Here is a 24,620-nt window from a genome sequence, read left to right as displayed (position 1 = left end):
CTTCTAACGTCCGCGCCGCTACCCTGCCGCCGCGTACGTTCCGGCAGGCGATGGCGTGGACTTCCCGGGCAAGCACAAGATGGTGGCCGCGCTGGACGCGGCCGTGGCGCTGGGCGAATGCCAGGCGGTGACCGCGGCCCTGCGCCGCACCCTGGTCGCGCTGTTCGCCGACCGCGAGGTCGGCCTGCCGCCGCAGGTGCTGCAGCCGATCTCCGACCACTACGCCCGGCGCGAGCTCTACACCAGCCCGGACCTGGGCTACAGCGTGGTGGCGATGACCTGGGGGCCCGGCCAGGGCACCCATATCCACGACCACGACGGCGCCTGGTGCGTGGAGGGCGTGTGGCACGGGCGCCTGGCCATCACCCGCTACGAACCGGCCGAACGCGACGGCGAGCGCTGGCGCTTCGAGGCGGTGGACGACATCGAGGCCGCGCCCGGCTCGGCCGGTAGCCTGATCCCGCCGCACGAATACCACGCCATCCGCAATCCGCAGGCCGACGCGGTGGCCGTGTCGCTGCACGTCTACCAGCACCCGCTGCTGCGCTGCCACGTATTCGTGCCGGAGGACGGGGCCAGCGGCCCGGCAGGCTGGACCCGGCGCGAGGAACGCCGGCTGTGTACCGATCCGGCCGCTTAGCCGCCCCGCGGTCCGCTATACTGCGCGCCCGCGCCGAAGTGGCGGAATGGTAGACGCAGCGGACTCAAAATCCGCCGGCCTTAAAACCGTGTGGGTTCGAGTCCCACCTTCGGCACCAGATACGCGACGCCCCGGTCCGACGGCCGGGGCGTCCTCGTTTCCGCGCGCGAACCATGTCGCGGCCCACTCCCGACCGGCACCAGCGCCGCGCAGCCCCCGCCCCACCTTGCGCCACGCCAGGCCGGAACCCGGCCCGGCCGTGCCGTCAGGACCCTGCCCCCAACGAAAAGGGCCCGCTTGCGCGGGCCCTCCGGTTTCCCTGCCGCCGGGGGCGGCGGCCTTCGCGGGGCCGCCGCCCCCCTGGCCGAGGTCAGGCCGCCTGGGCGGCCGCCTCGAAATGCCTTCCGGCCAGCCGTGCGACCAGGTCTTCGCACAGGCTCTCCAGCGCCATGATCCGCACCGTCCCGTAGCGGGCCAGGCGCACCATCCGCTCGACGTAGATCTCGCGTCCATGTTCGGCGGTCTCCAGCATGGACTTGGTGAAGCCGTTGGGCACGAAGCCCCGCTTCCCGTCCTTGCTTCCGCCCACGTAAAGCACTATCGACGACATGGCCTTTCCTCTTCTTCTTGTTCTTGTCCGACCAGGCCGGGGAGTGTGGACACCTGGGCGTTAGGAACACGTGCAACAAACGTAGCCAGACCGTGTTTCCACCCGGGGACACGGTGGTTGCAGGCAGGGGACAGTCAGCCGGCGTTTAGCGGCGCCACGGCCACCAGCCATGGCCATGCAGGGCGTAGTGGTCGGCGGCGCGCTCCAGCGGGTTGCGCACCGAAATCCCGCCGCAGAGGAAATAGACCGGTACGAACAGCGGCCCCAGCAGCATGTACTGGTAGACGTGGGCGCGTTCGTGGTCGCCAAGGCGCACCTGCCGCTGGCGGCAGCGGCCGGCGCGGTGCTCGTAGGTGGCGCAGCTGGCGTCGAGGTCGGGTCCGGTGGACAGGATGACGTTGCCCAGGGTCATCGCCCCGCCCGGTCCCCATGGGTAGCCGGCAAACAGCAGCGCCCGTTCGCGTCGGGCAAGGCGGAGGCGCGCGCCCAGCGGCAGCCCCGCCAGCCCCGCCAGCAGTCCCAGCAGCGTCCAGGGCGAGGCCCACACCACGCCCAGCACCAGGGCAAGCCCACGCAGGACGCGGGCGGCGCGGCTCAATCGGACTCGTTCGGGATCAGCAGCCACAGGATCAGGTAGACCAGCACGCCCGGGAAGGCGGCGGATACGACCGAACCGACCACGTAGATGATCCGCAGCCAGGTCGAACTCCAGCCGAAACGGCGGGCAATGCCGCCCAGCACGCCGGCGATCATGCGGTCGTTGAGTGAGCGGGCCAGGCCGCTCGTGGACGTTGCACTCATGGCCGACTCCGATGGTACCTGGCCGGAGTCTAGCGCTGCCCCGCGTCGCCGCGCAGTCGTTGCAGGCGCTGCCGCAGCCACTCGCCTGCCGGGCGTTCAGGCTCGCCCGGGCAGGCCACCCGGTACGGGCGTCCGGTCAGGCTGCTACGGCTGCCGGCACGCTCGATGAACTCCTCGGCCGTACCCTCCAGGCCGCGGCGGCGGGCATGCTCGTACTTGCGCTGCAGGTGCTCGCGCGCGGCAGCGGCCTCGTGCCAGCGGCCGTTGCGCTGGAAGCGGCAGCCGGAGTCGCCCAGCGCCGCGATCAGGGCGCGGATTTCGGCATCGCTGCCGGCATTGGCCAGCGCGGCTGGCACCAGGGCCAGGGCCAGCAGGCAGGCGCTGGCCCGTGCCCGTCCGGGGGCACGGCGCGCGGCCCGCGGGAAGTGCTTGGTGAGGTCGGGATGGCCGGTGGCGCTCATGGTCGGCTTCCGGGGATGGCGCGAAGTCTGGCCGGGCGGCGCCGGGCGGCGGGACTCAGCCCTGCCGCGCCGCCAGCCAGCGCTGGATCGCCGCCGGCACCTCGCGCTGGGCACGGCTGGAGACGTACAGGCCGATGTGCCCGCCGCGGAAGCCCAGCTCGGTGTAGTCGTCGGTGCCGACCAGGCCGCCCAGCGCGCGCGAGGCCGAGGGCGGCACCAGGTGGTCCTGCTCGGCGTAGATGTTCAGCACCGGCATGTCGACGAAGCCCAGGTCCACCGGCTGCCCGCCGATGCGCGCGTTGCGGTTGATGAAGGCATTGCCCTGGTAGAACTGCTTGATGAACTCGCGGAAGGCCTCGCCGGCCTGGTCGGGCGAGTCGAAGATCCACTTCTCCATGCGCAGGAAGTCCTCGACCGCCTTCGGATCCTCCAGCGCGTCCACCAGGCCCACGTACTTCTGCAGGTTCAGGCGGAACGGCTTGAGCATCAGGTAGCTGGCGTTCATCAGGTCGGCGGGGATGTTGCCCAGCGCGTCCACGAACAGGTCCACGTCCAGCCCGCGCACCCAGCCGGAGAGCATGTTGTCCGGGGTCTGGAAATCCACCGGGGTGACCATGGTGACCAGGTTGCGCACCTTCTCCGGGTGCAGCGCCGCGTAGCACAGCGAGAACGCGCCACCCTGGCACACGCCCAACAGGTTGACCGGGCCGCCGATGGCTTCGACCAGGTGGTCCACCGCACCGTCGATGAAGCGGTTGATGTAGTCGTCGAGGGTGAGGTAGCGGTCGGAGCGGTCCGGGTAGCCCCAGTCCAGCACGTACACGTCCAGGCCCAGCTCCAGCAGCCCGCGCACCAGCGAGCGGTCGGCCTGCAGGTCGACCATGTACGGGCGGTTGACCAGGGCGTAGACGATCAGCAGCGCCGGCCCGCTGGGCTCGCGCTCGCCGACGAAGCGGTAGAGCACGGTCTTGCCGTCGCGCCAGACCTCCTCGCGCCGGGTGGCCCCGTAGTCCACTTCGCCCACCCGTGCCAGCACCTGCAGGCCTTGGGCCAGCCGGCGCTGGAACTGCATGGCTTCCTGCGCCAGCGCCAGCGGGTCGAACCGGAAGGGACCACCCTGCCCGCTCATCCGCCACGGCCTCCGCGGCTACCTCCCGCCTTGCCGGTGGCGAGGTTGCGGTTGACCCAGTCCTTGATCGAGACCACCTGCGCGCCGCCGGCCGGCTGCGCCTTGCGCGCGCGTGCCTGGGCCGGCCGGGGCGACGCGGCCGCGGGGGCCGGCGTCCGTGTCGCGGCGGCCTTGCGTGCGGCCGGTTTCTTCGGCGTCGCGACAGCCTTCTTCGCCGCGGCTTTCTTTGCCACGGCCGGCTTCGCCCTGGCGGAGGCCCTGGCCTTGGGCGCTGCAGCGGACCTGGCGGCAACAGCCTTCTTCGCCGCCGCCGGCCTGGCGGAGCGGGTTGCCTTGGCGGCGGCCTTGGCGGCTGCCTTGGGGGGCTGCGCGCTGCGCGCCCTGGCGTCGCCCCCGGCTTTGGCGCCGGTGGCTGTGGCCTTGCGCGCGGCTGGCCTGCCCGCGCCTGCCGGCGCCGCGGCGGCCTTTTCCTTGCGCGGCGCACGCGGCGTGGCGCCGGGCACCGCAGCGGCGTTGCGCGCCAGTCCCGCGGCGCGGCGCAGTTCGCGCACGCTGCGCTCCAGCTCGGCGACCTTGCGGTGCACCGCGTCCACCTCGCTGCGCCCGGGCAGGCCAAGCAGCGCGCCCAGGCGCTCGACTTCCTGCTGCAGGCCCTGGCGCACACGCATCAGCGCATTGGTCAGCGCCGCGTACTGCTGCTGGTATTCCTCCGAGAGCGCAGCCTCGGCCCAGGCCTCCTCGGCGGCGTCGATCCACAGGTCGAACAGCGCCCGCGCGCTGGCCAGCTGCTGCTCGGCGTTCTCCTGCCGCTGCTCCAGCAGGCGCTCGAAGCGGGCGAAGGCGTCCTGGCCGATGCGCGACAGCAGCGCGGTGAACGCCTCGTTGCGCTCTTCCCACTCCTGCCAGGCCGCGGCCAGCGCCTGCAGGCGCTGCTGGTGCTCGCGCGCCGGGCCCAGGCCGGGACGGCCAAACCATTCGGAAGCCTGCTGCCGCAGCGGGCGCAGCACGGCCTCGACGAACGGGCGCACCTGGTCGGGCCAGCCGGCCACGGCCGCGCCCATGCCGCCGGGCAGGCCCTGGAACACGCCGGCGAAGGGACTGCCGTCCTGCCCGCCCAGCATCTGCCTCCAGGCCGCGGCGATCTCGGCGGCGCTGCCGCCGCCCTCGGCGAACTGCGCGGCCAGCTGCTGCATGCGCGCGTACCAGTCGAACGCGGCCGGCGCGGGCTCCTCCGCCGCTTCCGGCCGCAGGCCAACGCCGAGCAGTCCGCTCCAGGTATCCCAGTACTGGCGCGCCAGCGAATCGAGGTCGCCGGGCGAAGATGCGTTGGCCATGAGCCTCTCCGGTGTCGCCGCCGATTCTAGCAGCGGCGGCGCGCAGGGCCCTTACGGCTTGGGAATATGGATGGTCTTGCTGATCATGAGCGAGCCGGACAGGGCGAACAGCAGCACCAGCGGGTGCAGCTGCCACGGCCCCAGCTGCCACTGGCCCCACCACAGGTCGGCGCCGATCCGGCCCTGCCAGGCGGCCACCGCCAGCACCACCACCAGCACCAGGCTGGTCGGGATCGGCGTGCCCTCGAAGTACTTCACCTTGCCCTCCTCGCCGGCCAGCTGCTCGGCGGTGACGTTGTAGCGCGCCAGGCGGCTGACGCCGCAGCCGACGAAGTACGACAGCACCAGCCAGTCCCAGCCGCCCTGCATGCCGCAGGCGTAGGCCAGCGCCGCCGGGGCCAGGCCGAAGGAGATCACATCGGCCAGCGAGTCAAGCTCCCGGCCCAGGGTCGAGGACGACTTGCGCCAGCGCGCCACGCGCCCGTCCAGGGCATCGAAGATGAAGGCCGCGGGGATCAGCGCCATGCCGGCCAGCAGGTCGCCCACCCGGCCGTCCTGGAGGAAGCGCATCGCCGCGAACACCGCGCCGGTGCCGCAGAAGGCGTTGGCCAGGGTGAACCAGTCGGCGAGCTGGAAGTCGCGCAGCATCGAGAAGTGGCGGGACATGCGTAAGGCCTGCGTGGGAGGCGCACAGGATACGCCCGCGGCGGTCGAAGCCGGGTGCGCGGCGGGGCTTCCGCCGCCGCGGGCGCTTGCTAAAGTCGTGGCGAGCCACCGGAGACGCCCATGCGCAACATCCTCATCACCGGCGCGGCCAGCGGCATCGGCGCCGGCATCGCCCGCGAGCTGGCGGCCGCGGGCCACCACCTGGTCGTCAGCGACCTGTCGGCCGAGGCGGCCGCCGTGGTCGCCGCGGAGATCCGCGCCGCCGGCGGTTCGGCCGAGGCGGTGGCGCTGGATGTGACCTCCGACGCCAGCGTGGCCCAGGCCCTGGCCTCGATCTCCTGCCCGGTGGAGGTGCTGGTCAACAACGCCGGGCTGCAGCACGTCGCGCCGCTGGAAGAGTTCCCGCCGGAGAAGTGGGACTTCCTGGTGCAGGTGATGCTGGTCGGCGTGGCCCGCCTGACCCGCGCGGTGCTGCCGGGCATGCGCGAGCGCGGCTACGGCCGCATCGTCAACATCGGCAGCATCCACGCCCTGGTCGCCAGCCCGTTCAAGAGCGCCTACGTGGCGGCCAAGCACGGCCTGGTCGGCTTCTCCAAGGTCATCGCCCTGGAGACCGCGGACACCGACATCACCATCAACACCATCTGCCCCAGCTATGTGAAGACCCCGCTGGTGGACAGCCAGATCGCGGCGCAGGCGCGCACCCGCGGCATCTCCGAGGAGGAGGTGGTGTCGCAGGTGATGCTCAAGCCCATGCCCAAGGGCGTGTTCATCGGCATGGACGAACTGGCCGGCACCACCGCGTTCCTGATCTCGCCGGCCGCGCGCAACATCACGGGCCAGTGCCTGGTGCTGGACGGCGGCTGGACCGCGCAGTAGCCGCGCGCCGTCGCCCATAAACCCGCCCTGCCCGCGCACCGTTTACGCTGCGCGGGCACGCAACCATGCGCGCCTGGCCGCACGCACCCACCACGCCACATCGGTAAACCCGCCGCGCCTGCGCGCTTTACCGCGCGCCGCACGGATGCAGCGGTTGCCGCGCGTGATCGAACACATGCCCACCCACCGCCTGGCGATCCGTGGAACACCGGAACCATCGATCCGCACACCGCGGGACAGTGGCGAATTTTTCGCCAGGGATCTTGACGAGTCCGTCACACAAGGCGTCGCGGTGGTTATCCACATACTTGTCCGCGAACCATCCACAGGCGGTGTGGAAAACCGCGTCCCCGACCCCGCGGGGGCTGGCGAAAATTTCGCCACCCATCTTGACATGCTTGTGCCGCAAGCGCGCGCCGCGCTTATCCACACGCTTTTCCCGCTGCTTTCCACATCCGGTGTGGAAAACGGCGCGGGGCGTGGAACATCTCACATGCGCGACCAGTTCCAGGACTGCATGCGCCCGTCGCGGTACGGCATCACCCCGTGGAATGGCCGCGGGTCGCCGTCGAACACCAGCGGCAGGAAGTTGCGGTCGCCTTCCCACATCGGCAGCTCGTCCAGGCGTTCGATTTCCACCCACTCCAGCGTGCCCTCGGGATTGGACTGCAGTGGCGTGCCGGTCCAGCCGTCGATCACGAACACGAAGCCCAGCCAGTCCTCGCCGTGCTTGCCGAAGCCCGGCCAGCTGATGGTCCCGCGCAGCTGCATCGAGGTGCACTCGATGCCGGCCTCCTCGCGGATCTCGCGGCGCATGCCGGCAAGCACGTCCTCGTCGCGCTCGATCTTGCCGCCCAGGCCGTTGTACTTGCCCAGCTGGTGGTCGTCCGGGCGCGCGTTGCGGTGGATCATCAGGACCTTCGAGCGGTCCGGCGAAAGCACGTAGCCGAGCGTGGCCACGATCGGGGTGTACGGCATGCAGTTCGGCCCCTGGCGGAAAGCGGCATTCTAGCCAGCGGCCCGCGCCGGGCCGCCGGCCGTCGTGTCAGCGCAGCAGGTGCGCGCGCAGGGCCTCGTACTCCGGCGGCACCGGCTCGGCCTGGGCCGGGCGCGCCAGCAGCTCGGCCAGGGCCGGCGGCACCTCCACCGGATGCCCGACCAGCGGCTCGACCACCGATTCGAACTTGGCCGGGTGCGCGGTGGCGGCAACCGCCCAGTCGCCATCGGTGCCGTCGGCGCGCAGCTCCTGCAGCACGTGCACCGCGGTGGCGGTATGCGGGCAGAACACCTCGCCGTGCTTCTGGCTGCGGGCCTGGATGGTGGCGCGGATGGTGTCGTCGCCGACCGAGATCGCGGTGAAGCCCTCGCGCAGCGCGACCTCGTCGCCGCCGTAAAGCCACAGCAGGCGCTCGAAGTTGCTGGGCGCGCCCACGTCCATGGCGTTGGCGAGGGTGGCCACGCTGGGCCGCGGGCTGTAGGCGTCGCCGGCGAAGAACTCCGGCAGGACCCGGTTGGCATTGGTCGCCAGCACGATCCGCCCCAGCGGCGCGCCCAGCGCGCGCGCCAGGATCCCGGCCAGGGCGTTGCCGAGGTTGCCGGTGGGCACCACGAAGTTGAGCTCGCGCCCGGTCGCCGCGTGGTGGCTGAGCGATGCGTGCGCGTAGTAGCTCATCTGCGGCAGCAGCCGGCCCAGGCTGATGCTGTTGGCCGAACTCAGCGGCACCTGCGCCTGCAGTTCGGCGTCATTGAGTGCGCGCTTGACCAGGGCCTGGCAGTCGTCGAACGAACCGGCCACCCGCAGCGCCGAGACGTTGCCGCCGAAGCAGCCGAGCTGGTGCGCCTGGCGCGGCGAGACCCGGCCGTCCGGGTACAGCACCACCACGCGCAGGCCCGGCTGGCCATGGAACGCGGCGGCCACCGCGGCGCCGGTGTCGCCGGAGGTGGCCACCAGGATGGTCAGCGGACGGTCCGCGCCGCGGCGGATGCGCGCCAGGCAGGCGGCGAGGAAGCGCGCGCCGACGTCCTTGAACGCCGCCGTGGGGCCATGGAACAGCTCCAGCACGTGGTCGCCCGGGGTGGCCAGCGGCACCAGCGGCACCGGGAAATCGAGCGCCTCGGCGCAGATCGCCGCCAGCTCCGGCTCCAGCGCGTCGCCGGCGAAAAACGGCGCCAGCAGCGCGGTGGTGGTCTCGGCCAGGCTGGCGCCAGGGCGCAGCTGGCGCGGCGCCGGCAGCGCCTGCGGCACGTACAGGCCGCCGTCGGGCGCGAGGCCGGCGGCAATGGCCTGGCTGAGGTTGACGGCGGGAGCGGCGTTGCGGGTGGAAACGAAGTTCATCATGGATCCGTCGGGGCCTGGGGCGACCGCGGCGCGGCCGGCGGTGGATGGGGGACGCGCGGCCGGCGCCGGCCGCGCGTGGCGGTTACAGCAGGGTAGCGCCGGGGCTGTCCAGCGGCGCCACCCAGGCCTGGCTGTCCAGGCCGGCGGCGGCGAACGCCGCCTGCACCGCCGGGGCCGCGGCCTCGGCACTGGCGCGGCTTTCGAACCAGCCGAACACGCTGGGACCGGCGCCGGAAATGCTCGCACCCATCGCCCCGCCGTCCAGCATCGCCGCCTTGGCCGCGGCAAAGCCCGGGATCAGCGCGGCGCGGCGCGGCTCGACCAGCACGTCGCGCAGGCCGGCGCGCACCAGCGCGGCGTCGCCGGCATGGCAGCCGGCCAGCACCAGTGCCAGGTTCGCGCTCTGCGCCACGAACTCCGGCAGCGCATAGCTGCCGGCCAGGGCTTCGCGTGCCTTGCGCGTCTCCAGCACCGCTTCCGGATGCACCAGCAGGCTGTGCCACGCCTCCGGCACCGGGATCCGCACCAGGCGGTCGGCGGTGGCCAGCACCAGCCCGCCCAGCAGCATCGGGCCGATGTTGTCGCCATGCCGGCCGCCGCTGGCCACCGCCTCGCCTTCCAGCGCGAACGGGTACAGCGCGTGCCGGGTCAGCGGCCGGTCCAGCAGTGCGTTGGCGGCCACCAGCGCGCCCACGCACGAGGCGGCCGAACCGCCCATGCCCGAGCCCAGGGCGATGCCCTTGTCGATCTCGACCTCGAAGCCGAACGGCAGCTGCAGCGCCCGGCGCATCGCCTCCAGGGCGACGCCGGCGGTGTTGCGCGAGGCTTCCAGCGGCAGCGGATGGGCGGCACCGCGGATCTGGCGGATGCGCACCTGCGGCTCGGCGATCCGGCGCACGGTGACCGTGTCGCCGGCGCCGGCCAGGGCGAAGCCGAGGATGTCGAAGCCCACCGCGGCGTTGCCGGCCGAGGCCGGGGCGAAGGCCGTGGCCTGGCGCTGCATCGCGTCGCCGCTCACAGGCGCGCCCCGCGGCCGGCGGCCACCCGCAGCAGGTCGGCGAACACGCCGGCGGCGGTCACCTCCGGGCCGGCGCCGGGGCCCTGCACCACCAGCGGGTTCTCGCAGTAGCGGCGGGTGGTGAACTGGACGATGTTGTCGGTCAGGCGCAGGTTGGCGAAGGCGTGGTCGCGCGGCACCTCGACCAGGCCGACCGAGGCCTTGCCCTGGGCATCCAGGCGCGCGACGTAGCGCAGCACGCTGTTGTTGGCCTGCGCCTGCGCCAGCCGCGCGGCGAAGCCGGCATCGACCTCGTGCAGGCGCGCCATGAAGTCGTCCACGCTGGACTCGCGCAGCGCGGCCGGGACCAGGCTCTCCACCTGCACGTCCTCGATGCTCAGCTCGCAGCCGGCCTCGCGCGCCAGGATCACCAGCTTGCGGCCGACGTCGGTGCCGGACAGGTCGTCGCGCGGGTCCGGCTCGGTGTAGCCCAGCGAACGCGCCTCGGCCACCAGCCTGGAGAACGGCACGCTGCCGTCGTAGCGGTTGAACAGCCAAGCCAGGGTGCCGGAGAAGATGCCCTCGATCGAGATGACCTTGTCGCCTGTGTCCAGCAGGTCGCGCAGGGTGGAGATCACCGGCAGGCCGGCGCCGACCGTGGCCTCGTAGCGGAAGCGCGCGCCGCTGGCCTGGGCGGCGGCGCGGATCTCGCGCCAGCGCTGCAGCGGGCCGGAGCCGGCCTGCTTGTTCGGGGTGACCACGTGGATGCCGGCGGCCAGCCACTGCGCGTAGCGGTCGGCCACCTGCGGGCTGCCGCTGCAGTCGACGATCACCATGTGCGGCAGGTGCGAATCCAGCAGGTGCGCGGTGAAGCGGTCCAGGTCCAGCGGCTCGCGAGCGGCGGCGTAGGCCTCGCGCCAGTCGCCCTCGATCCCGCGCGGATCCAGCAGCTGGCGGCTGCGCGAGGCGATCGCGCGCAGGCGCAGGTCCAGCCGCGCCCTATCCAGCAGCTTGCCGCGCGCGGCCATCAGCTGGTCCAGCAGGGCACTGCCGACGTTGCCCGGCCCGATCACGCCCACCGCGAAGGTCTGCGGCGACAGCCAGAACCCGGCATGCGCCGCGCGCAGGGCGCGGGTGGCCTGCTCGCTGTCGATCGCCACCGAGATGTTGCGCTCGGACGAGCCCTGGGCGATGGCGCGGATGTTGACCTGGGCGCGGCCCAGCGCGCCGAACAGGCGCGCGGCGATGCCCGGCTGCCCGGCCATGCCGTCGCCGACCGCGGCCAGCACGCTGATGCCCGGCACGTGCTGCACGCGCTGCACCTGGCCGATCGCCAGCTCGTGGGCGAAGGCGTTGAGCAGCGCCGCCTGGGCGCGCTCGGCGTCGTCCTGGCGGACCACGCAGCAGATCGAGTGCTCGGACGAGCCCTGCGAGATCATCACCACCGACACCCGCGCGTTGCGCAGCGCGGCGAACACGCGCTCGGCGGTGCCGGGCACGCCGATCAGGCCGGTGCCTTCGAGGTTCACCAGGGCCAGGTTCGGGCTCAGGGTCAGGCCCTTCACCGGCCGGGTCGGATCGCGCCCGGCGCTGATCCGGGTGCCCGGGTGCTCGGGCTGGAAGGTGTTGCGGATGACGATCGGCAGGCCGCGCTCGATCGCCGGGTACATGGTCTGCGGATGCACGACCTTGGCGCCGAAGTAGGCCAGCTCGCAGGCCTCGTCGTAGCTCAGCGACTCCAGCTGCACCGCCTCCGGCACCACCCGCGGGTCGGCCGAAAGCACGCCGTCCACGTCGGTCCAGATGTGCAGCTCGTCGGCCTCGAACAGGGCGGCGAAGATCGCGCCGGAGAAGTCGCTGCCGTTGCGGCCGAGTGTGGTGACGCGGCCGTTGCGGTCGCGCGCCACGAAGCCGGTGGCCACCACCCGCCGCTGCGGGTTGGCCTGGCGCCAACGCGCCAGTTTCTCCGCGCTGCTCGCCCAGTCCACGTCCACGCCCAGTTCGCCGTGGGTGACCACCAGCACCTCGCGCGCGTCCAGCACCGCGCAGTCCTCGCCCAGCGCGCGCAGGTGCATGCCCAGCAGCTGCGCCGAGTACACCTCGCCCAGGCCCTGCACCCGCTGCAGCACTTCCTCCGGCAGGCTGCCGAGCACGTGCACCGCCTCCAGCACCCGCGCCAGCTCGTCGAAGCGCTGGTCGATCCACTCCACCGCGTCGCCGGCGTGCTCGGCCAGCAGGGCCACGGCCGCGCTGCGGTGGCGCGCGCGCAGGTCGTGCCAGGCGTCGTGCCAGTCCGGCTCGCCCTCGCCCGCCGCCGCGGAGGCATGGGCCAGGGCGATCAGCGCGTCGGTGACGCCCTTCATCGCCGAGACCACGGTGACCTGGATGTCCTCGTCGCGCGCCAGCAGCAGCCGGGCGACGTGGCGGTAGCGCTCGGCATCGGCCACGGAAGTGCCGCCGAACTTGTGCACGACGGTGCGGACGGCGGACGGGCGCGGGAGGGATTCGGACGGACTTGCGACTGCGGCAGACGACATCGGAGACCTCGGTTGTGAGGCCCAGCGCGCGTATCGGTGCGGGTCGCCCCGCGCCTGATCCAGGTGCGGGGCCGTGGGTTTCGCAGTTACACGAACACGACGGGCCGCACCGGGCGGGTAATACCGGTGGCGGTGGTAATCGCGGTGGTAATGCCGGTGACCGGCGCGCACGCACGCATCCGCCGCGGCGGCGGAAGGAGGACGGCGGTGGCGTTGCGGTTCGACATGGCCGTCAAGAGGACACGATGCACAGGGGCCGTGTCAAGTGCTGCAACGCCACATCCGCGGAAAAATTTCCGTTGCCAAAGAAACAGTTAGCGCGCATGGCCGGGTACGGCACCAGCGTCGGCAACGCCTGCCAGACGATTCACGGCTGCGCTTTCGCCACCGGATCCAGTACCACCACCAGCAACGTCGCCAGCGGCCCCAGCAGCAGCGACGCCAGCCACCATCCCAGGCCGCTGCGGCCCTTGGCCTGCGCCAGGCCCGCGTTGATCAGCGACAGGGTGCCCCACCCCACGAAGAACTCCGAACTGGCCTGCATGCATCTTCCTCCTTGCGTTTGCCCCTGTTTCCGGGCGCATGCCGCACGCGCGGCGCGGCTGGCCCGCCTGCGCCGGCAGCGCCCCGCCCGGGACCGCTACCTGCGGTCCTCCTCGTACAGCTCGGCCCCGGGCACCGGTGCCAGCCACGGCTCGCGGCGCTTGACCCACAGCTCGTAGCCCGGCACCAGGCCGGACGGGGCCTGCGCCAGCACGCCGAGCTTGATCTCCGCTTCCTTCGCGTCGAGCGAGAACACCGGCGAGGCGCAGGCCTTGCAGGCGCGCTGCCCGCGGAATTCCGTGGTCTGCCTCGCGTGTTCGAAGCGCTCGGCCGGCCACACCCCGTACCAGGTGAACGCCGAACCGCTCTCCCGGCGGCAGTTGGCGCAGTGGCAGATGCCCACGCGCAACGGCTCCCCGCGCGCGAGCACGCGGACCTGGCCGCACAGGCAGGTGCCCTCGTAGGTCTTCATCGCATCGGCGCCGGCTGGAGGGAGACACAGCTTGCTACATGCGCTGCGCGGCGTGCCAGCCCGGCGGTGATGCAATGGCGGAGGCCGCGGGCGCAGCGGTGCGGGTTCCGCAGGCCAGGGCCCATGGCGCGGGCGGGAAGGATGGCAGCCCCGACACGATTCGAACGTGCGACCTTCCCCTTAGGAGGGGGACGCTCTATCCAGCTGAGCTACGGGGCCAGGACGGCGGATTGTCGCATGGCGCATGCGCGCGGCCAATCCACCCGGGCAGGGGCGCATTGCACGCCGCGGTGCACCAGGGTGCGCCTGCCGCCATTGCTAGAATCGGCCCACGCAATCCGGCCGGTGCGCGCCAGCGTGGCGCGCACCGGCCTGCATCCACCTTCCAGGAGATTCCATGTCCGCATCGCTGCTCCAGGCCCTGGGCCTTGGCGCCACCAATTCCGGCACCTACCTCGGCGACGGCCGCTGGTCCGACGCCACCGGCGCGGGCGTGCTGCGCCCGGCCAACCCGACCACCGGCGAGGTGATCGCCGAGGTCCACGCCACCACCGAGGTCGACTACGAGGCGGTGATCGCCCGCGCCCAGGAAGCCTTCAAGGCCTGGCGCACCACCCCGGCGCCGCGCCGCGGCGAGGCCATCCGCCTGTGCGGCGAGGCCCTGCGCCGGAACAAGGACGCGCTGGGCTCGCTGGTCGCGCTGGAGATGGGCAAGTCCAAGGCCGAAGGCGACGGCGAGGTGCAGGAGATGATCGACATCGCCGACTTCGCCGTGGGCCAGAGCCGCATGCTCTACGGCTACACCATGCATTCGGAGCGCCCCGGCCACCGCATGTACGAGCAGTACCACCCGCTGGGCCTGGTCGGCATCATCTCGGCCTTCAACTTCCCGGTCGCGGTGTGGAGCTGGAACTCGTTCCTGGCCGCGATCTGCGGCGACGTCTGCATCTGGAAGCCGTCCAACAAGACCCCGCTGACCGCCATCGCGGCGATGAAGATCTGCAACGAGGCGCTCAAGGCCGGCGGCTTCCCGGACATCTTCTTCCTGATCAACGACGCCGGCACCGCGCTGTCGGAGAAGCTGGTCGAGGACCGCCGCGTGCCGCTGATCAGCTTCACCGGCTCCACCCAGGTCGGCCGCATCGTCAACGAGAAGGTCGCCCGCCGCCTGGGCCGCTGCCTGCTGGAGCTGGGCGGCAACAACGCCATCATCCTGGACGAGAGCGCGGACCTGAAGCTGGCGATCCCGGGCATCGTGTTCGGCGCGGTCGGCACCGCCGGCCAGCGCTGCACCACCACCCGCCGCCTGATCGTGCACGAATCCATCTACGACACCGTGCTCGACACCCTGGTCAAGGCCTACAAGCAGGTCGAAGGCAAGATCGGCGATCCGCTGGATACCAACCACCTGATGGGCCCGCTCAACAGCGCCGAGGCCGTGCAGCAGTACCTGGCCACGATCGAGAAGGCCAAGGCCGCCGGCGGCACCGTGGTCACCGGCGGGCGCAAGCTGGACCGCCCCGGCCACTTCGTGCTGCCGACCATCATCACCGGCCTGGACAACAGCGATCCGGTGGTGCAGCACGAGACCTTCGCCCCGATCCTGTACGTGATGAAGTACGGCTCGCTGGAGGAGGCCATCGAGATGCAGAACGGCGTGCCCCAGGGCCTGTCCTCGGCGATCTTCACCCAGGACCTGAAGGCGGCGGAGAAGTTCCTGTCCGCGGCCGGCAGCGACTGCGGCATCGCCAACGTCAACATTGGCACCTCCGGCGCCGAGATCGGCGGCGCGTTCGGCGGCGAGAAGGACACCGGCGGCGGCCGCGAGTCCGGCTCGGATGCGTGGAAGGTCTACATGCGCCGGCAGACCAACACCATCAACTACTCCGACGCCCTGCCGCTGGCCCAGGGCATCAAGTTCGACCTGTAAGCGGCACCCGCGCCGCGCGGCTCCGGCATTCCGGCCGGGCCGCGCCCCGCAACCGGCACGTGGCCGTTGCAGCCGGCATGGAGGTTCCAGTGGCGGAAGACCTCAGCCCCACCACCCGCCTCAGCGACCGCGTCGCCGACTACGTCCGCTACCGGCCTGGCTATCCGCCGGCGCTGCTGCAATGGCTGCGCGAGGAACACGGCGTGGACGCTGGCTGGCCGGTGGCCGACATCGGCGCCGGCACCGGCATTTCCGCGAAACTGTTCCTCGATGCAGGCCACCCGGTGGTCGCGGTGGAGCCCAACGCCGCCATGCGCCAGGCGGCGGTCGACTGGCTGGGCAAGCATCCGCGCTTCCGCGCGGTCGATGGCCGCGCCGAGGCCACCACCCTGGACGATGACAGCGTCGGCCTGGTCTCGGCGGCGCAGGCCTTCCACTGGTTCGACCAACAGGCGGTGAAGCCGGAATGGCGCCGCATCCTGCGCCCGGGCGGGCTGGTGGCGGTGTACTGGAACTCGCGCCGGCTGGCCGGCACGCCCTTCCTGGAAGGCTACGAGCGCCTGCTGCGCGAGTACGGGCTGGACTACACCAGCGTGTCCGAGCGCTACGGCGACGACGCGCACATGCGCCGCTGGTTCGGCCGCGGCCTGCGCGGCCTGGCCCGCTTCCCGCATTCGCAGCGGCTGGACCTGGAGGCGCTGCGCGGGCGCCTGCTGTCCTCCTCCTACGCCCCGCGCCCCGGCCATCCCCGGCACGCGCCGATGATGGCCGCGCTGGACGGACTGTTTGCCGCCACCGCGGTGGACGGCCGCGTCGATTTCGATTACGACACGCGCATCTTCGTCGGCACCCCGGACTGAGATGCGCATCGCCGCCATTTCCGACATCCATGGCAACCTGCCCGCGCTGGAGGCGGTGCTGGCCGACATCGCCCGCCGCGGCTGCGACCTCACCGTGAACCTCGGCGACATCGTCTCCGGCCCGCTGTGGCCGCGCGAGACCCTGGAGCGGCTGGTCCCCCTGGACCTGCCCACCATCGCCGGCAACCACGAGCGCCAGCTGCTGGGCGACCCGGCCGGGCTGGCCCCCTCCGACGCCCACGCCCGCCAGGCGCTCACCGCCGCGCAGCTGGACTGGATCCGCGCCCTGCCCCCGCGCCTGCGCCTGGACGAGGTGCTGCTGTGCCATGGCACCCCGGGCAGCGACCTGCAGTACCTGCTGGACGACATCGCCCCACCGGTGCTGGTCGCGGCCAGCACCCACGCCGTGGCCGCGCGCCTGGACCACCCCGACGCCGCCGGCGCGGCGGTGGTGCTGTGCGGGCATTCGCATACCCCGCGCCAGCTGCGCCTGGACGACGGCCGCCTGGCCTGCAATCCCGGCAGCGTCGGCCTGCCGGCATTCGATACGGAGTACCCGGTGCGCCACCAGTCCGGCACCGGCACCCCGCACGCCCGCTACGCCGTGCTGGAGCGGCGCGGGGGCGGCTGGCACGCCGACCTGGTGGCCGTGGAGTACGACCACCAGGCCGCTGCGCACCGGGCCGCGGAGCTGGGCCGCGCGGACTGGGCCCATGCCCTGCGCACCGGGCGCATGCCCTGAACCGCGGCGGCGCCGCGGGTTTCTGGAATAATCGCCCCTGCGCGCCGCCACGGCCGCCCCGAACCCCCCAGGAAACCGAATGAACCAGATCCCCAAGACCAGCCCCCTGGCCGTCACCAGCCTCGTCACTGGCCTGCTCGGCTGGACGCTGCTGCCGCTGCTGGGTTCGCTGGTGGCCATCGTCACCGGGCACATGGCCCGTTCCGAGATCCGCCGTTCCGGCGGCACCCTCGACGGCGACGGCATGGCCCTGGTCGGCCTGGCCCTGGGCTGGGCGCCGGTGGTGCTGGGCCTGCTCGGCCTGATGGTGGTGTTCCTGTTCCTGGGCGGCGTGGCCTGGCTGGCCTCGGTGGGCTGATGTCGATCTATTCCCTGGCCCGGCCCTTCCTGTTCGGCGCCGACGCCGAGCGCGCCCATGGCCTGGGCCTGAAGGCGCTGGAGCTGGCCCATGCCAGCGGCACCATCGCCTTGCTGGCGCGCCGCAGCGCACCGCTGCCGACCCGCGTGCTGGGCCTGACCTTCCCCAATCCCGTCGGCCTGGCCGCCGGCCTGGACAAGAACGGCGCCCACATCGACGCGCTGCTGGCGCTGGGCTTCGGCTTCGTCGAGGTCGGCACCGTGACCCCGCGCCCGCAGCCCGGCAACCCGAAGCCGCGCATGTTCCGCCTGCCGGCGGCGCAGGCGGTGATCAACCGCCTGGGCTTCAACAACGACGGCGTGGACGTGCTGGTGCGCAACGTCGAGCGCGCGCAACGCAAGGGCGGCCTGCTGGGCATCAACATCGGCAAGAACAAGGACACCGCCAACGAGGACGCCGCCAGCGACTACCTGTACTGCCTGGAACGCGTCTACCCGCTGGCCGACTACGTCACCGTCAACATCTCCTCGCCCAACACCGCCGGCCTGCGCGAGCTGCAGGAGGAACAGGCGCTGCGGCGCCTGGTCGGCACCCTGCGCGAGGCGCAGGAGCGGCTGGCCGCGCAGCACGGCAAGCGCGTGCCGGTGCTGGTCAAGATCGCCCCGGACCTGAGCGACAACGACATCGACGCCGCCGCGCGGGTGCTCTCCGACCTGGCCGTGGACGGCGTGATCGCCACCAACACCACGGTCGACCGCGCCCGGGTCCAGGGCCTGCCGCATGCGCAGGAGGCCGGCGGCCTGTCCGGCGCGCCGCTGATGGACCAGGCCACCTTCGTGCTGCGCCGCCTGCGCGCGCGCCTGCCCGAGTCGATCCCGCTGGTGGGCGTGGGCGGCATCCTCTCCGGGGCCGACGCGGTGGCCAAGATGGCCGCCGGCGCGGTCCTGGTGCAGTGCTACACCGGGCTGGTCTACCGCGGCCCGGAGCTGGTGGCCGAATGCGTGGAGGCGATGCGCCGGCGCAAGGAAGCCCCCAGCCGCGGCACCGCCGACGCATGATCCCGCCGGCATGACTGCTCTCTACCAGCTGGTCCGCGACGCGGACCTCACCGCGCGCAACACCTTCCGCGTGCCCGCTCGCGCGCCCTGGCTGCTGCAGGTCAACGACAGCACCACCCTGCCCGACGCGCTGGTCCTGGACCAGCTGCGCGGCCTGCCGCTGCTGCCGCTGGGCGGCGGCAGCAACCTGCTGTTCGCCGGCGACGCGCCTGGCGCGGTGCTGGTGATGGGCGGCCGCCGGGTGGAACTGCTGCACGACGACGGCGGGCGCGTGCGCGTGCGCGCCGAGGCCGGCGCGGAGTGGCACGGCCTGGTGATGTGGTCGGTGGAGCAAGGCCTGCGCGGCCTGGAGAACCTGGCCCTGATCCCCGGCAGCGTCGGCGCCGCGCCGATCCAGAACATCGGCGCCTATGGCGTGGAGGTCGGCGAGCACATCGCCGCGGTGGAGGCCTGGGACCTGCAGGCCGGTGGCTGGGTGCGGCTGGACCGCACCGCCTGCGCCTTCGGCTACCGCGACAGCGCGTTCAAGCGCCAGCCCGGGCGCTGGATCGTGGCCGCGGTGGAATTCGAGCTGTCGCGCACCGCCGCGCCGCGCCTGGACTACGCCGGACTGGCCGACGAGCTGGCCGCCATGGGCGCCTCCGCGCCCGGCCCGCGCGAGGTGGCCGAGGCGGTGATCCGCATCCGCCGGCGCAAGCTGCCGGACCCGGCACGGGTCGGCAACGCCGGCAGCTTCTTCAAGAACCCGATCGTGCCGCAGGCGCTGGCCGAGGCGCTGCGCGCCGCGCACCCGGCGCTGCCGGTATTCCCCGGCGACGCGGCCGGTACCCGCAAGCTGTCGGCCGGCTGGCTGATCGACGCCTGTGGCTGGAAGGGCTTCCGCGACGGCGACGCCGGGGTGTCCGCCGGCCACGCCCTGGTGCTGGTCAACCACGGCCGCGCCACCGGCCTGCAGCTGCTGGACCTGGCCCGGCGCATCGCCGCCTCGGTGCGGGAACGCTTCGGGGTGGCACTGGAACCGGAGCCACGCCTGGTCGGCGCGGACTGGGGAAGCTGATGTCTTCCGCGCGCCGCCCGCTTCCGGTACCGCTGCGTGCCGCGCTGCTGATGCTGGGCAGCACCGCGCTGTTCGGACTGATGGTGGTGGCGATCCGGCTGGCCTCGGCCAGCCTGCACACCTTCGAGGTGGCGTTCTTCCGCAACTTCTTCGGCCTGCTGGCGGCGCTGCCGCTGCTGCTGCGCCACGGCCCCGGGCTGCTGCGCACGCAGCACTTCCCGCGCTACCTGTTCCGCTGCCTGGTCGGCATCTGCTCGATGCTGGCCGGATTCTGGGCGATCGGCCACCTGCCGCTGGCGCAGGCGATCTCGCTGTCCTACTCCACCCCGCTGTTCGCCACCATCGCCGCGGCGGCGATGCTGGGCGAGCGCGTGCGCGCGCGGCGCTGGGCCGCGGTGGTGCTGGGCTTCATCGGCGTGCTGCTGATCGTGCGCCCCGGCACCACCGGCTTCAGCACCGGCACCCTGGTGGCGGTGATGGCGGCGCTGCTGTCGGCGATCGTCGCCATCCAGATCAAGCAGCTGTCGGCCACCGAGCCGGCCGACCGCATCGTGATCTGGACCACCCTGTTGTGGGTGCCGATGTCGCTGGTGCCGGCGCTGGGCGTGTGGACCTGGCCGCAGGGCACCGCCTGGCTGTGGGTGGTGGCCGCCGGCATGTTCGGCACCGGCGGGCACATGCTGTGGACGCGCGCACTGAAGCTGGGCGAGGTCTCGGCGCTGACCCCGATCGGCTTCATGCAGCTGCCGATCGTGGCGGTGTTCGGCTGGCTGCTGTTCGACGAGGCGATCGATGCCTGGACCCTGGCCGGCGCGCTGGTGATCCTGGCCGCCAACGCCTACATCGCGCACCGCGAGGCGGTGCTCGCGCGGCGCGCGGCGACCGGCGCCCCGACCACCGCGGCCAAGCCCGGCGAGTGAGGTGAAAAATTTTCGGGAAATCCTTGCCCAGCCGCTTCGATATCCAGTATGATGCGCGCCCTGTCGGGGTGTAGCTCAGGCTGGTAGAGCGCTACGTTCGGGACGTAGAGGTCGCAGGTTCGAATCCTGTCTCCCCGACCAATCTTCAAGCGGTACGCAGACCGGCCTCGCGCCGGTTTTTGCTTTCCGGGATCCGGAAAAACCGCAGCCGCCGCGAGGCCATCGCATGCATGCATCCCCTTCCGCAGGCGCGGCCAGGACTTCCGGGCGCGCGCTGGTGCTGGCCGGCATCGTGCTGGCCGCGTTCAACCTGCGTACCGCGGTCACCTCGCTGACCCCGCTGCTGGACGTGCTGGGCCGCGAGTTCGGCTTCGGCCCGGCCTTCGCCGGCCTGCTGGGCATGGTCCCCACCGCCGCCTTCGCCGCCGCCGGCGTCGGCACCCCGCGCCTGGCGCACCGGCTGGGCCTGGAACGCACCGCGGCGCTGTCCATGGGCCTGGCCAGCGCCGGCCTGCTGTGGCGCGCCCTGGGCGGCTCCAGCGCCGCCCTGCTGGCCGCCTCGGCCGTGGCCCTGGCCGGCATGGGCATCGGCAACGTGATCCTGCCGCCACTGGTCAAGCGCTACTTCCCCGAGCGCGTGGGCACGCTCAGCTCGCTGTACATCACCGTGCTGCAGGTCGGCACCATCCTGCCGGCGCTGCTGGCGGTGCCGGTGGCCACCGCGGCCGGCTGGCGGGCGTCGCTGGGCCTGTGGACGCTGCTGGCGCTGGCCGCGCTGCTGCCGTGGCTGCTGGTGCTGCGCCGCGAACGCGAGCCCGGCAGCGAACTGGCGCGGGTGCACGAGGCGGCGGTGCGGCCCGGCGACGCGGCGCCGGAACTGCCGGCGGCCGCCCGCGGCCGGGTCTGGCGCACCGCCCTGGGCTGGGGCATGGCGCTGATGTTCGGCATGACCTCGCTGGTGACCTATGCACTGTTCACCTGGCTGCCGGGGCTGATGGTCGAGGCCGGCGCCAGCGCCGCGTTCGGCGGCACCATGCTGGCGCTGTTCTCGGCCCTGGGCCTGGCCAGCGCGCTGGTGATGCCGGCGCTGGCCGCGCGCCTGCGCAATCCCTACCCCATCGCCCTGCTGTGCGCGGGCTGCCACCTGGCCGGCTTCGCCGGGCTGTACTGGGCGCCGCTGGCCGCGCCGGTGCTGTGGGTGTCGCTGCTGGGCCTGGGCCCGGGCACCTTCCCGCTGGCGCTGACCATGGTGAACCTGCGCACGCGCTCGCCGGCCGGCTCGGCGGCGCTGTCCGGCTTCACCCAGGGCGTGGGCTACGCGCTCAGCTGCCTGGGCCCGCTGCTGTTCGGCCTGCTGCACGCGCGCAGCCACGGCTGGGGCGCCTCGTTCGCGTTCCTGGCCGGGTGCGTGCTGCTGATGCTGTGCGGCGCCTGGGCGGCGTGCCGCCCGGGCCACCTCGAGGACCGCTGGTAAGGCCTACTCGTCCGCCTGCGCCAGCAGGTCCGGGTGCCGCACCTGGCCCTCGCCGCGGACCACGAAGCGCTCCACGGTCAGCGCCTCCAGGCCCATCGGGCCGTAGCTGTGCAGGCGCGTGGTGGAGATGCCGATCTCCGCGCCCAGGCCCAGCTCGCCGCCGTCGGAGAAGCGCGAGGAGGCGTTGACCATCACCACCGCCGAGCGCAGCGCCTGCACGAAGCGCTCGGCGTGGCTGGCGTCGGCGGTGACGATCACCTCGGTGTGGTCGGAGGTGTAGCGCTGGATGTGCTCGATGGCTTGCTCCAGGCCGTCGACCACGCGCACCGCCAGGATCAGGTCCAGGTATTCGGCGGCGTAGTCGTCCTCGGTGGCCTCGACCATGTCCGGCACGATCGCGCGGCTGCGCTCGCAGCCGCGCAGCTCGACCCCGCGCCCGCGCAGTTCGCGCGCCGCGCGCGGCAGGAACGAGGCGGCCACGTCGGCGTGCACCAGCAGGGTTTCCAGCGAGTTGCACGCGGCCGGGCGCGAGACCTTGCCGTCGACCAGCAGTTCCAGGGCGATGCCCAGGTCGGCCGGCGCGTCCACGTACTGGTGGCACACGCCCTTGTAGTGCTTGATCACCGGCACCCGCGCGTGCTCGGCCACGAACCGGATCAGGCCCTCGCCGCCGCGCGGGATCACCAGGTCGACGATGTCGTTGAGCTGGATCAGCTCGAGGATGGTTTCCCGGCGCAGGTCCTCGACCAGGGTGACCACCGCCTCCGGCAGCCCGGCCTCGCGCAGGGCGCGCTTGAGCGCGGCGGCGATGGCGGTGTTGGAATGGATCGCCTCCGAGCCGCCTCGCAGGATCACCGCGTTGCCGGCCTTCAGGCACAGCGCGGCGGCGTCGGCGGTCACGTTGGGGCGGGCCTCGTAGATCATCGCGATCACGCCCAGCGGCACGCGCACGCGCTCGACGTGGATGCCGTTGGGGCGGTCGTAGGCGCGGGTCACCTGGGCCACCGGGTCCGGCAGTTCCGCCACCTCGCGCAGCGCGTTGGCCACGCCCTGCAGGCGCTTGTCGTCCAGGCGCAGGCGGTCCTGCATGGCAGCGCCCACGCCCTTGGCCACCGCCGCCTCGATGTCGCGCGCGTTGGCCTCCAGGATCGCGGCCGCGTCGGCCTCCAGCGCATCGGCCATCGCCCGCAGCAGCGCGTTCTTGCCTTCCGTGGACAGTTGGGCGATGGCCAGCGCGGCTTCGCGCGCCTGCAGTGCCTGGGTCTTGATGTCGCTCATGGTCGTTCCCTGCTCCTGGTTCGGTCCGGGCCATGCCGCGCCGGCCGGGGCTGGCGCCGGCTCAGGCCGGCAGCAGCACCAGGTCGTCGCGGTGGATCACGTTGCCGCCGTAGTTGTAGCCCAGGATCGACTCGATGTCGCGCGAGTGGCGGCCGGCGATGCGGGCCACGTCCACCGCCGAGTACTGGCTGATGCCGCGGGCCACGGCGCGCACGCCGCCGTCCCCGCGCACCACCACCTCGACCATGTCGCCGCGGCGGAACTCGCCCTCGGCCGCGACCACGCCGCCGGGCAGCAGCGAGGCGCCCTTGGCCGCCAGCGCGGCGGCGGCGCCGGCGTCGACCACGATCCGCGCCCCCCGCTCCACCGGCGCGTGCCGCAGCCAGTACTTGCGCGCGGCGATGCGGCTGCGCGCGGCGCGGATGCGGGTGCCATGCAGGCGGTCGTGGACCAGCTCGCGCACCACCTCCGGGCGGCGGCCGTTGAACAGCACGGTGTCGATGCCGGCCGCGCCGGCCTTGGCCGCGGCCTCCAGCTTGGTGCGCATGCCGCCGGTGCCCACGGCGCTGCCGCTGCCGCCGGCCATGGCCAGCACTTCCGCGGTCAACTCGGCCACCTCGGGCACCAGCCGGGCCTGCGGGTTGCCGCGCGGATTGGCGTCGTACAGGCCGTCGATGTCGGTGGCGATGAACAGCACGTCGGCATCGATCAGGGCCGCGACGATCGCCGCCAGGTTGTCGTTGTCGCCCAGCTTGAGCTCGTCCACCGAGACGGTGTCGTTCTCGTTGACCACCGGCAGCGTGCCCAGCGCCAGCAGCTCCTTGAGGGTGGCGCGGGCGTTGAGGTAGCGGCGGCGGTTGCGCAGGTCGTCGTGGGTCAGCAGCACCTGCGCCACCGGGCGCTCGAAGAAGCGCTGCCACAGCTCGATCAGGCGTGCCTGGCCCAGCGCGGCCAGCGCCTGGCGCTGGGCGATGGCGGCGCCGGCCTCGGCCGCGCGCGGCAGGATGGCGCGGCCGGCGGCGACCGCGCCGGAGGACACGACCACCACCTCGCGCCCGGCCAGCACCGAGGAGGACACGAACTGTGCCAGGCCCAGGGCGAAGCGCGGCGACAGCCCGTCGCCATCGGCGGCCAGCAGGCTGCTGCCGACCTTCAGCACGGCACGGCGCCAGGCCGGCAGCGGTTGCAGGTGCAGGGACAGGGCCGCGTCGCTCATGCCAGGCCCTTGCCCCGCGCGGCCAGGGTCCACTCGCGCGCCTCCAGGCTGGAACTGCCGGTCAGCGCCAGCGGATCGGCGGCGGCGACGGCCTGGGCCTCGCCAAGGCTGGCGAGGCCGCGCAGCACATAGGCGCCGCCGCTGCCGTCGGCGAACGGACCGGAAGCGGCCAGCAGGCCGCGCGCGTCCAGGTCGTCCAGGTACGCCAGGTGCGGCGCGACCACGGCCGGGTCGAAGCCCGGGCGGCGCATGGCGATGACGAGGTAGTGCTTCATGGTGCGTCCTTCCTGTCGGCAAACCGTCGTTGCACTTCCGCGGAC

At 72.7% G+C, this 24,620-nt stretch carries 27 protein-coding genes and 3 tRNA genes; 12 read left to right on the top strand and 18 right to left on the bottom strand.

Translation table 11 applies throughout. The features are described from left to right. Positions 1 to 79: 79 nt before the first annotated feature. Both EIM48_RS12430 and EIM48_RS12425 read left to right on the top strand, forming a co-directional pair. A complete protein-coding gene (locus tag EIM48_RS12430) occupies positions 80 to 640 on the top strand; it encodes a cysteine dioxygenase family protein (RefSeq protein WP_125111810.1) in 561 nt (186 codons plus the stop codon). Between the two features lie 32 nt (positions 641 to 672). Next, a tRNA-Leu gene (locus EIM48_RS12425) sits at positions 673 to 758 on the top strand. A 252-nt stretch (positions 759 to 1,010) separates the two neighbouring features. Here the strand turns inward: EIM48_RS12425 and EIM48_RS12420 are convergent. The 7 genes from EIM48_RS12420 to EIM48_RS12390 form a co-directional block, all read right to left on the bottom strand. Further along, the gene (locus tag EIM48_RS12420) at positions 1,011 to 1,250 is read right to left on the bottom strand and encodes a hypothetical protein (RefSeq protein WP_037034918.1); all 240 of its coding nucleotides are present in this window, start codon (positions 1,248 to 1,250) and stop codon (positions 1,011 to 1,013) included. Positions 1,251 to 1,395: 145 nt separating this feature from the next. Then, the gene (locus tag EIM48_RS12415) at positions 1,396 to 1,827 is read right to left on the bottom strand and encodes a hypothetical protein (RefSeq protein WP_125076941.1); all 432 of its coding nucleotides are present in this window, start codon (positions 1,825 to 1,827) and stop codon (positions 1,396 to 1,398) included. Positions 1,828 to 1,844: 17 nt separating this feature from the next. Continuing rightward, a complete protein-coding gene (locus EIM48_RS12410) occupies positions 1,845 to 2,051 on the bottom strand; it encodes a PspC domain-containing protein (protein ID WP_037034920.1) in 207 nt (68 codons plus the stop codon). Between the two features lie 29 nt (positions 2,052 to 2,080). Continuing rightward, positions 2,081 to 2,512 (bottom strand): DUF5329 domain-containing protein, encoded by a 432-nt coding sequence (locus tag EIM48_RS12405; RefSeq protein WP_019397666.1) that lies wholly within the window; start codon positions 2,510 to 2,512, stop codon positions 2,081 to 2,083. 55 nt (positions 2,513 to 2,567) lie between these two features. Then, a complete protein-coding gene (locus EIM48_RS12400) occupies positions 2,568 to 3,641 on the bottom strand; it encodes a class III poly(R)-hydroxyalkanoic acid synthase subunit PhaC (protein WP_019397665.1) in 1,074 nt (357 codons plus the stop codon). Next, complete coding sequence (phaE, locus tag EIM48_RS12395) at positions 3,638 to 4,975, bottom strand: class III poly(R)-hydroxyalkanoic acid synthase subunit PhaE (RefSeq protein ID WP_125111795.1); 1,338 nt, start codon at positions 4,973 to 4,975, stop codon at positions 3,638 to 3,640. The genes EIM48_RS12400 and phaE overlap by 4 nt, the downstream gene beginning before the upstream one ends. A gap of 51 nt (positions 4,976 to 5,026) precedes the next feature. Beyond that, positions 5,027 to 5,641, bottom strand: a complete 615-nt coding sequence (locus EIM48_RS12390; protein WP_019398649.1) for a CDP-alcohol phosphatidyltransferase family protein — start codon at positions 5,639 to 5,641, stop codon at positions 5,027 to 5,029. A 120-nt stretch (positions 5,642 to 5,761) separates the two neighbouring features. Between EIM48_RS12390 and EIM48_RS12385 the strand changes: the two genes are divergently transcribed. After that, complete coding sequence (locus EIM48_RS12385; protein ID WP_019398650.1) at positions 5,762 to 6,520, top strand: 3-hydroxybutyrate dehydrogenase; 759 nt, start codon at positions 5,762 to 5,764, stop codon at positions 6,518 to 6,520. A 489-nt stretch (positions 6,521 to 7,009) separates the two neighbouring features. Here the strand turns inward: EIM48_RS12385 and EIM48_RS12380 are convergent, their stop codons facing one another. The 8 genes from EIM48_RS12380 to EIM48_RS12355 form a co-directional block, all read right to left on the bottom strand. Next, a complete protein-coding gene (locus EIM48_RS12380; RefSeq protein ID WP_019398651.1) occupies positions 7,010 to 7,498 on the bottom strand; it encodes an 8-oxo-dGTP diphosphatase in 489 nt (162 codons plus the stop codon). A gap of 67 nt (positions 7,499 to 7,565) precedes the next feature. Continuing rightward, complete coding sequence (gene thrC / locus EIM48_RS12375; RefSeq protein WP_199728426.1) at positions 7,566 to 8,858, bottom strand: threonine synthase; 1,293 nt, start codon at positions 8,856 to 8,858, stop codon at positions 7,566 to 7,568. A gap of 82 nt (positions 8,859 to 8,940) precedes the next feature. Then, positions 8,941 to 9,861, bottom strand: coding sequence for a homoserine kinase (locus tag EIM48_RS12370; protein ID WP_050992165.1), 921 nt, complete (start codon positions 9,859 to 9,861; stop codon positions 8,941 to 8,943). Positions 9,862 to 9,872: 11 nt separating this feature from the next. After that, entirely contained in the window at positions 9,873 to 12,392 is a 2,520-nt protein-coding gene (thrA, locus tag EIM48_RS12365; RefSeq protein WP_125111794.1) for a bifunctional aspartate kinase/homoserine dehydrogenase I, read from the bottom strand. 86 nt (positions 12,393 to 12,478) lie between these two features. Beyond that, a complete protein-coding gene (locus EIM48_RS15370; protein ID WP_019398655.1) occupies positions 12,479 to 12,619 on the bottom strand; it encodes a hypothetical protein in 141 nt (46 codons plus the stop codon). A gap of 140 nt (positions 12,620 to 12,759) precedes the next feature. Continuing rightward, positions 12,760 to 12,936 (bottom strand): hypothetical protein, encoded by a 177-nt coding sequence (locus EIM48_RS15450; RefSeq protein WP_019398656.1) that lies wholly within the window; start codon positions 12,934 to 12,936, stop codon positions 12,760 to 12,762. 96 nt (positions 12,937 to 13,032) lie between these two features. Continuing rightward, complete coding sequence (locus tag EIM48_RS12360) at positions 13,033 to 13,407, bottom strand: GFA family protein (protein WP_125111793.1); 375 nt, start codon at positions 13,405 to 13,407, stop codon at positions 13,033 to 13,035. Between the two features lie 142 nt (positions 13,408 to 13,549). Then, positions 13,550 to 13,626, bottom strand: a tRNA-Arg gene (locus EIM48_RS12355). 178 nt (positions 13,627 to 13,804) lie between these two features. Here EIM48_RS12355 and EIM48_RS12350 point away from each other — a divergent pair. The 9 genes from EIM48_RS12350 to EIM48_RS12310 all read left to right on the top strand — a co-directional run bounded on the left by EIM48_RS12350 (position 13,805) and on the right by EIM48_RS12310 (position 21,806). Beyond that, a complete protein-coding gene (locus tag EIM48_RS12350) occupies positions 13,805 to 15,337 on the top strand; it encodes an aldehyde dehydrogenase family protein (protein ID WP_125076867.1) in 1,533 nt (510 codons plus the stop codon). Between the two features lie 89 nt (positions 15,338 to 15,426). Next, positions 15,427 to 16,197 (top strand): class I SAM-dependent methyltransferase, encoded by a 771-nt coding sequence (locus EIM48_RS12345; protein ID WP_233581690.1) that lies wholly within the window; start codon positions 15,427 to 15,429, stop codon positions 16,195 to 16,197. A 1-nt stretch (position 16,198) separates the two neighbouring features. Then, positions 16,199 to 16,939, top strand: a complete 741-nt coding sequence (locus EIM48_RS12340) for a metallophosphoesterase family protein (RefSeq protein WP_125111791.1) — start codon at positions 16,199 to 16,201, stop codon at positions 16,937 to 16,939. A 79-nt stretch (positions 16,940 to 17,018) separates the two neighbouring features. Beyond that, positions 17,019 to 17,297, top strand: a complete 279-nt coding sequence (locus EIM48_RS12335; protein ID WP_019398661.1) for a DUF4190 domain-containing protein — start codon at positions 17,019 to 17,021, stop codon at positions 17,295 to 17,297. A 5-nt stretch (positions 17,298 to 17,302) separates the two neighbouring features. Further along, the gene (locus EIM48_RS12330) at positions 17,303 to 18,355 is read left to right on the top strand and encodes a quinone-dependent dihydroorotate dehydrogenase (RefSeq protein WP_028915281.1); all 1,053 of its coding nucleotides are present in this window, start codon (positions 17,303 to 17,305) and stop codon (positions 18,353 to 18,355) included. Between the two features lie 10 nt (positions 18,356 to 18,365). Beyond that, positions 18,366 to 19,412 carry a UDP-N-acetylmuramate dehydrogenase gene (murB, locus tag EIM48_RS12325; protein ID WP_125111790.1) on the top strand — a complete coding sequence of 349 codons (1,047 nt, stop codon included), beginning with the start codon at positions 18,366 to 18,368 and terminating at the stop codon, positions 19,410 to 19,412. Beyond that, positions 19,412 to 20,332, top strand: a complete 921-nt coding sequence (locus tag EIM48_RS12320; protein WP_019398664.1) for a DMT family transporter — start codon at positions 19,412 to 19,414, stop codon at positions 20,330 to 20,332. The genes murB and EIM48_RS12320 overlap by 1 nt, the downstream gene beginning before the upstream one ends. A gap of 64 nt (positions 20,333 to 20,396) precedes the next feature. Continuing rightward, positions 20,397 to 20,473, top strand: a tRNA-Pro gene (locus EIM48_RS12315). A gap of 85 nt (positions 20,474 to 20,558) precedes the next feature. Then, the gene (locus tag EIM48_RS12310; protein WP_125111789.1) at positions 20,559 to 21,806 is read left to right on the top strand and encodes an MFS transporter; all 1,248 of its coding nucleotides are present in this window, start codon (positions 20,559 to 20,561) and stop codon (positions 21,804 to 21,806) included. A gap of 3 nt (positions 21,807 to 21,809) precedes the next feature. Here the strand turns inward: EIM48_RS12310 and EIM48_RS12305 are convergent, their stop codons facing one another. The 3 genes from EIM48_RS12305 to EIM48_RS12295 form a co-directional block, all read right to left on the bottom strand. Beyond that, entirely contained in the window at positions 21,810 to 23,084 is a 1,275-nt protein-coding gene (locus tag EIM48_RS12305; RefSeq protein WP_028915284.1) for a glutamate-5-semialdehyde dehydrogenase, read from the bottom strand. Between the two features lie 61 nt (positions 23,085 to 23,145). Next, positions 23,146 to 24,300, bottom strand: coding sequence for a glutamate 5-kinase (proB, locus tag EIM48_RS12300; RefSeq protein WP_125111788.1), 1,155 nt, complete (start codon positions 24,298 to 24,300; stop codon positions 23,146 to 23,148). Next, positions 24,297 to 24,575: a YciI family protein gene (locus EIM48_RS12295; RefSeq protein WP_019398668.1), complete on the bottom strand. Its 279-nt coding sequence runs from the start codon at positions 24,573 to 24,575 to the stop codon at positions 24,297 to 24,299. Before EIM48_RS12295 ends, proB begins: the two co-directional genes overlap by 4 nt. Positions 24,576 to 24,620: the final 45 nt, after the last annotated feature.

The sequence above is a fragment of the Pseudoxanthomonas sp. SGNA-20 genome (assembly GCF_003931635.1).
GTDB lineage: Bacteria > Pseudomonadota > Gammaproteobacteria > Xanthomonadales > Xanthomonadaceae > Pseudoxanthomonas.
Note: the sequence above shows the minus strand (reverse complement) of the source record. Positions and strands in the feature narration are given on the sequence as shown.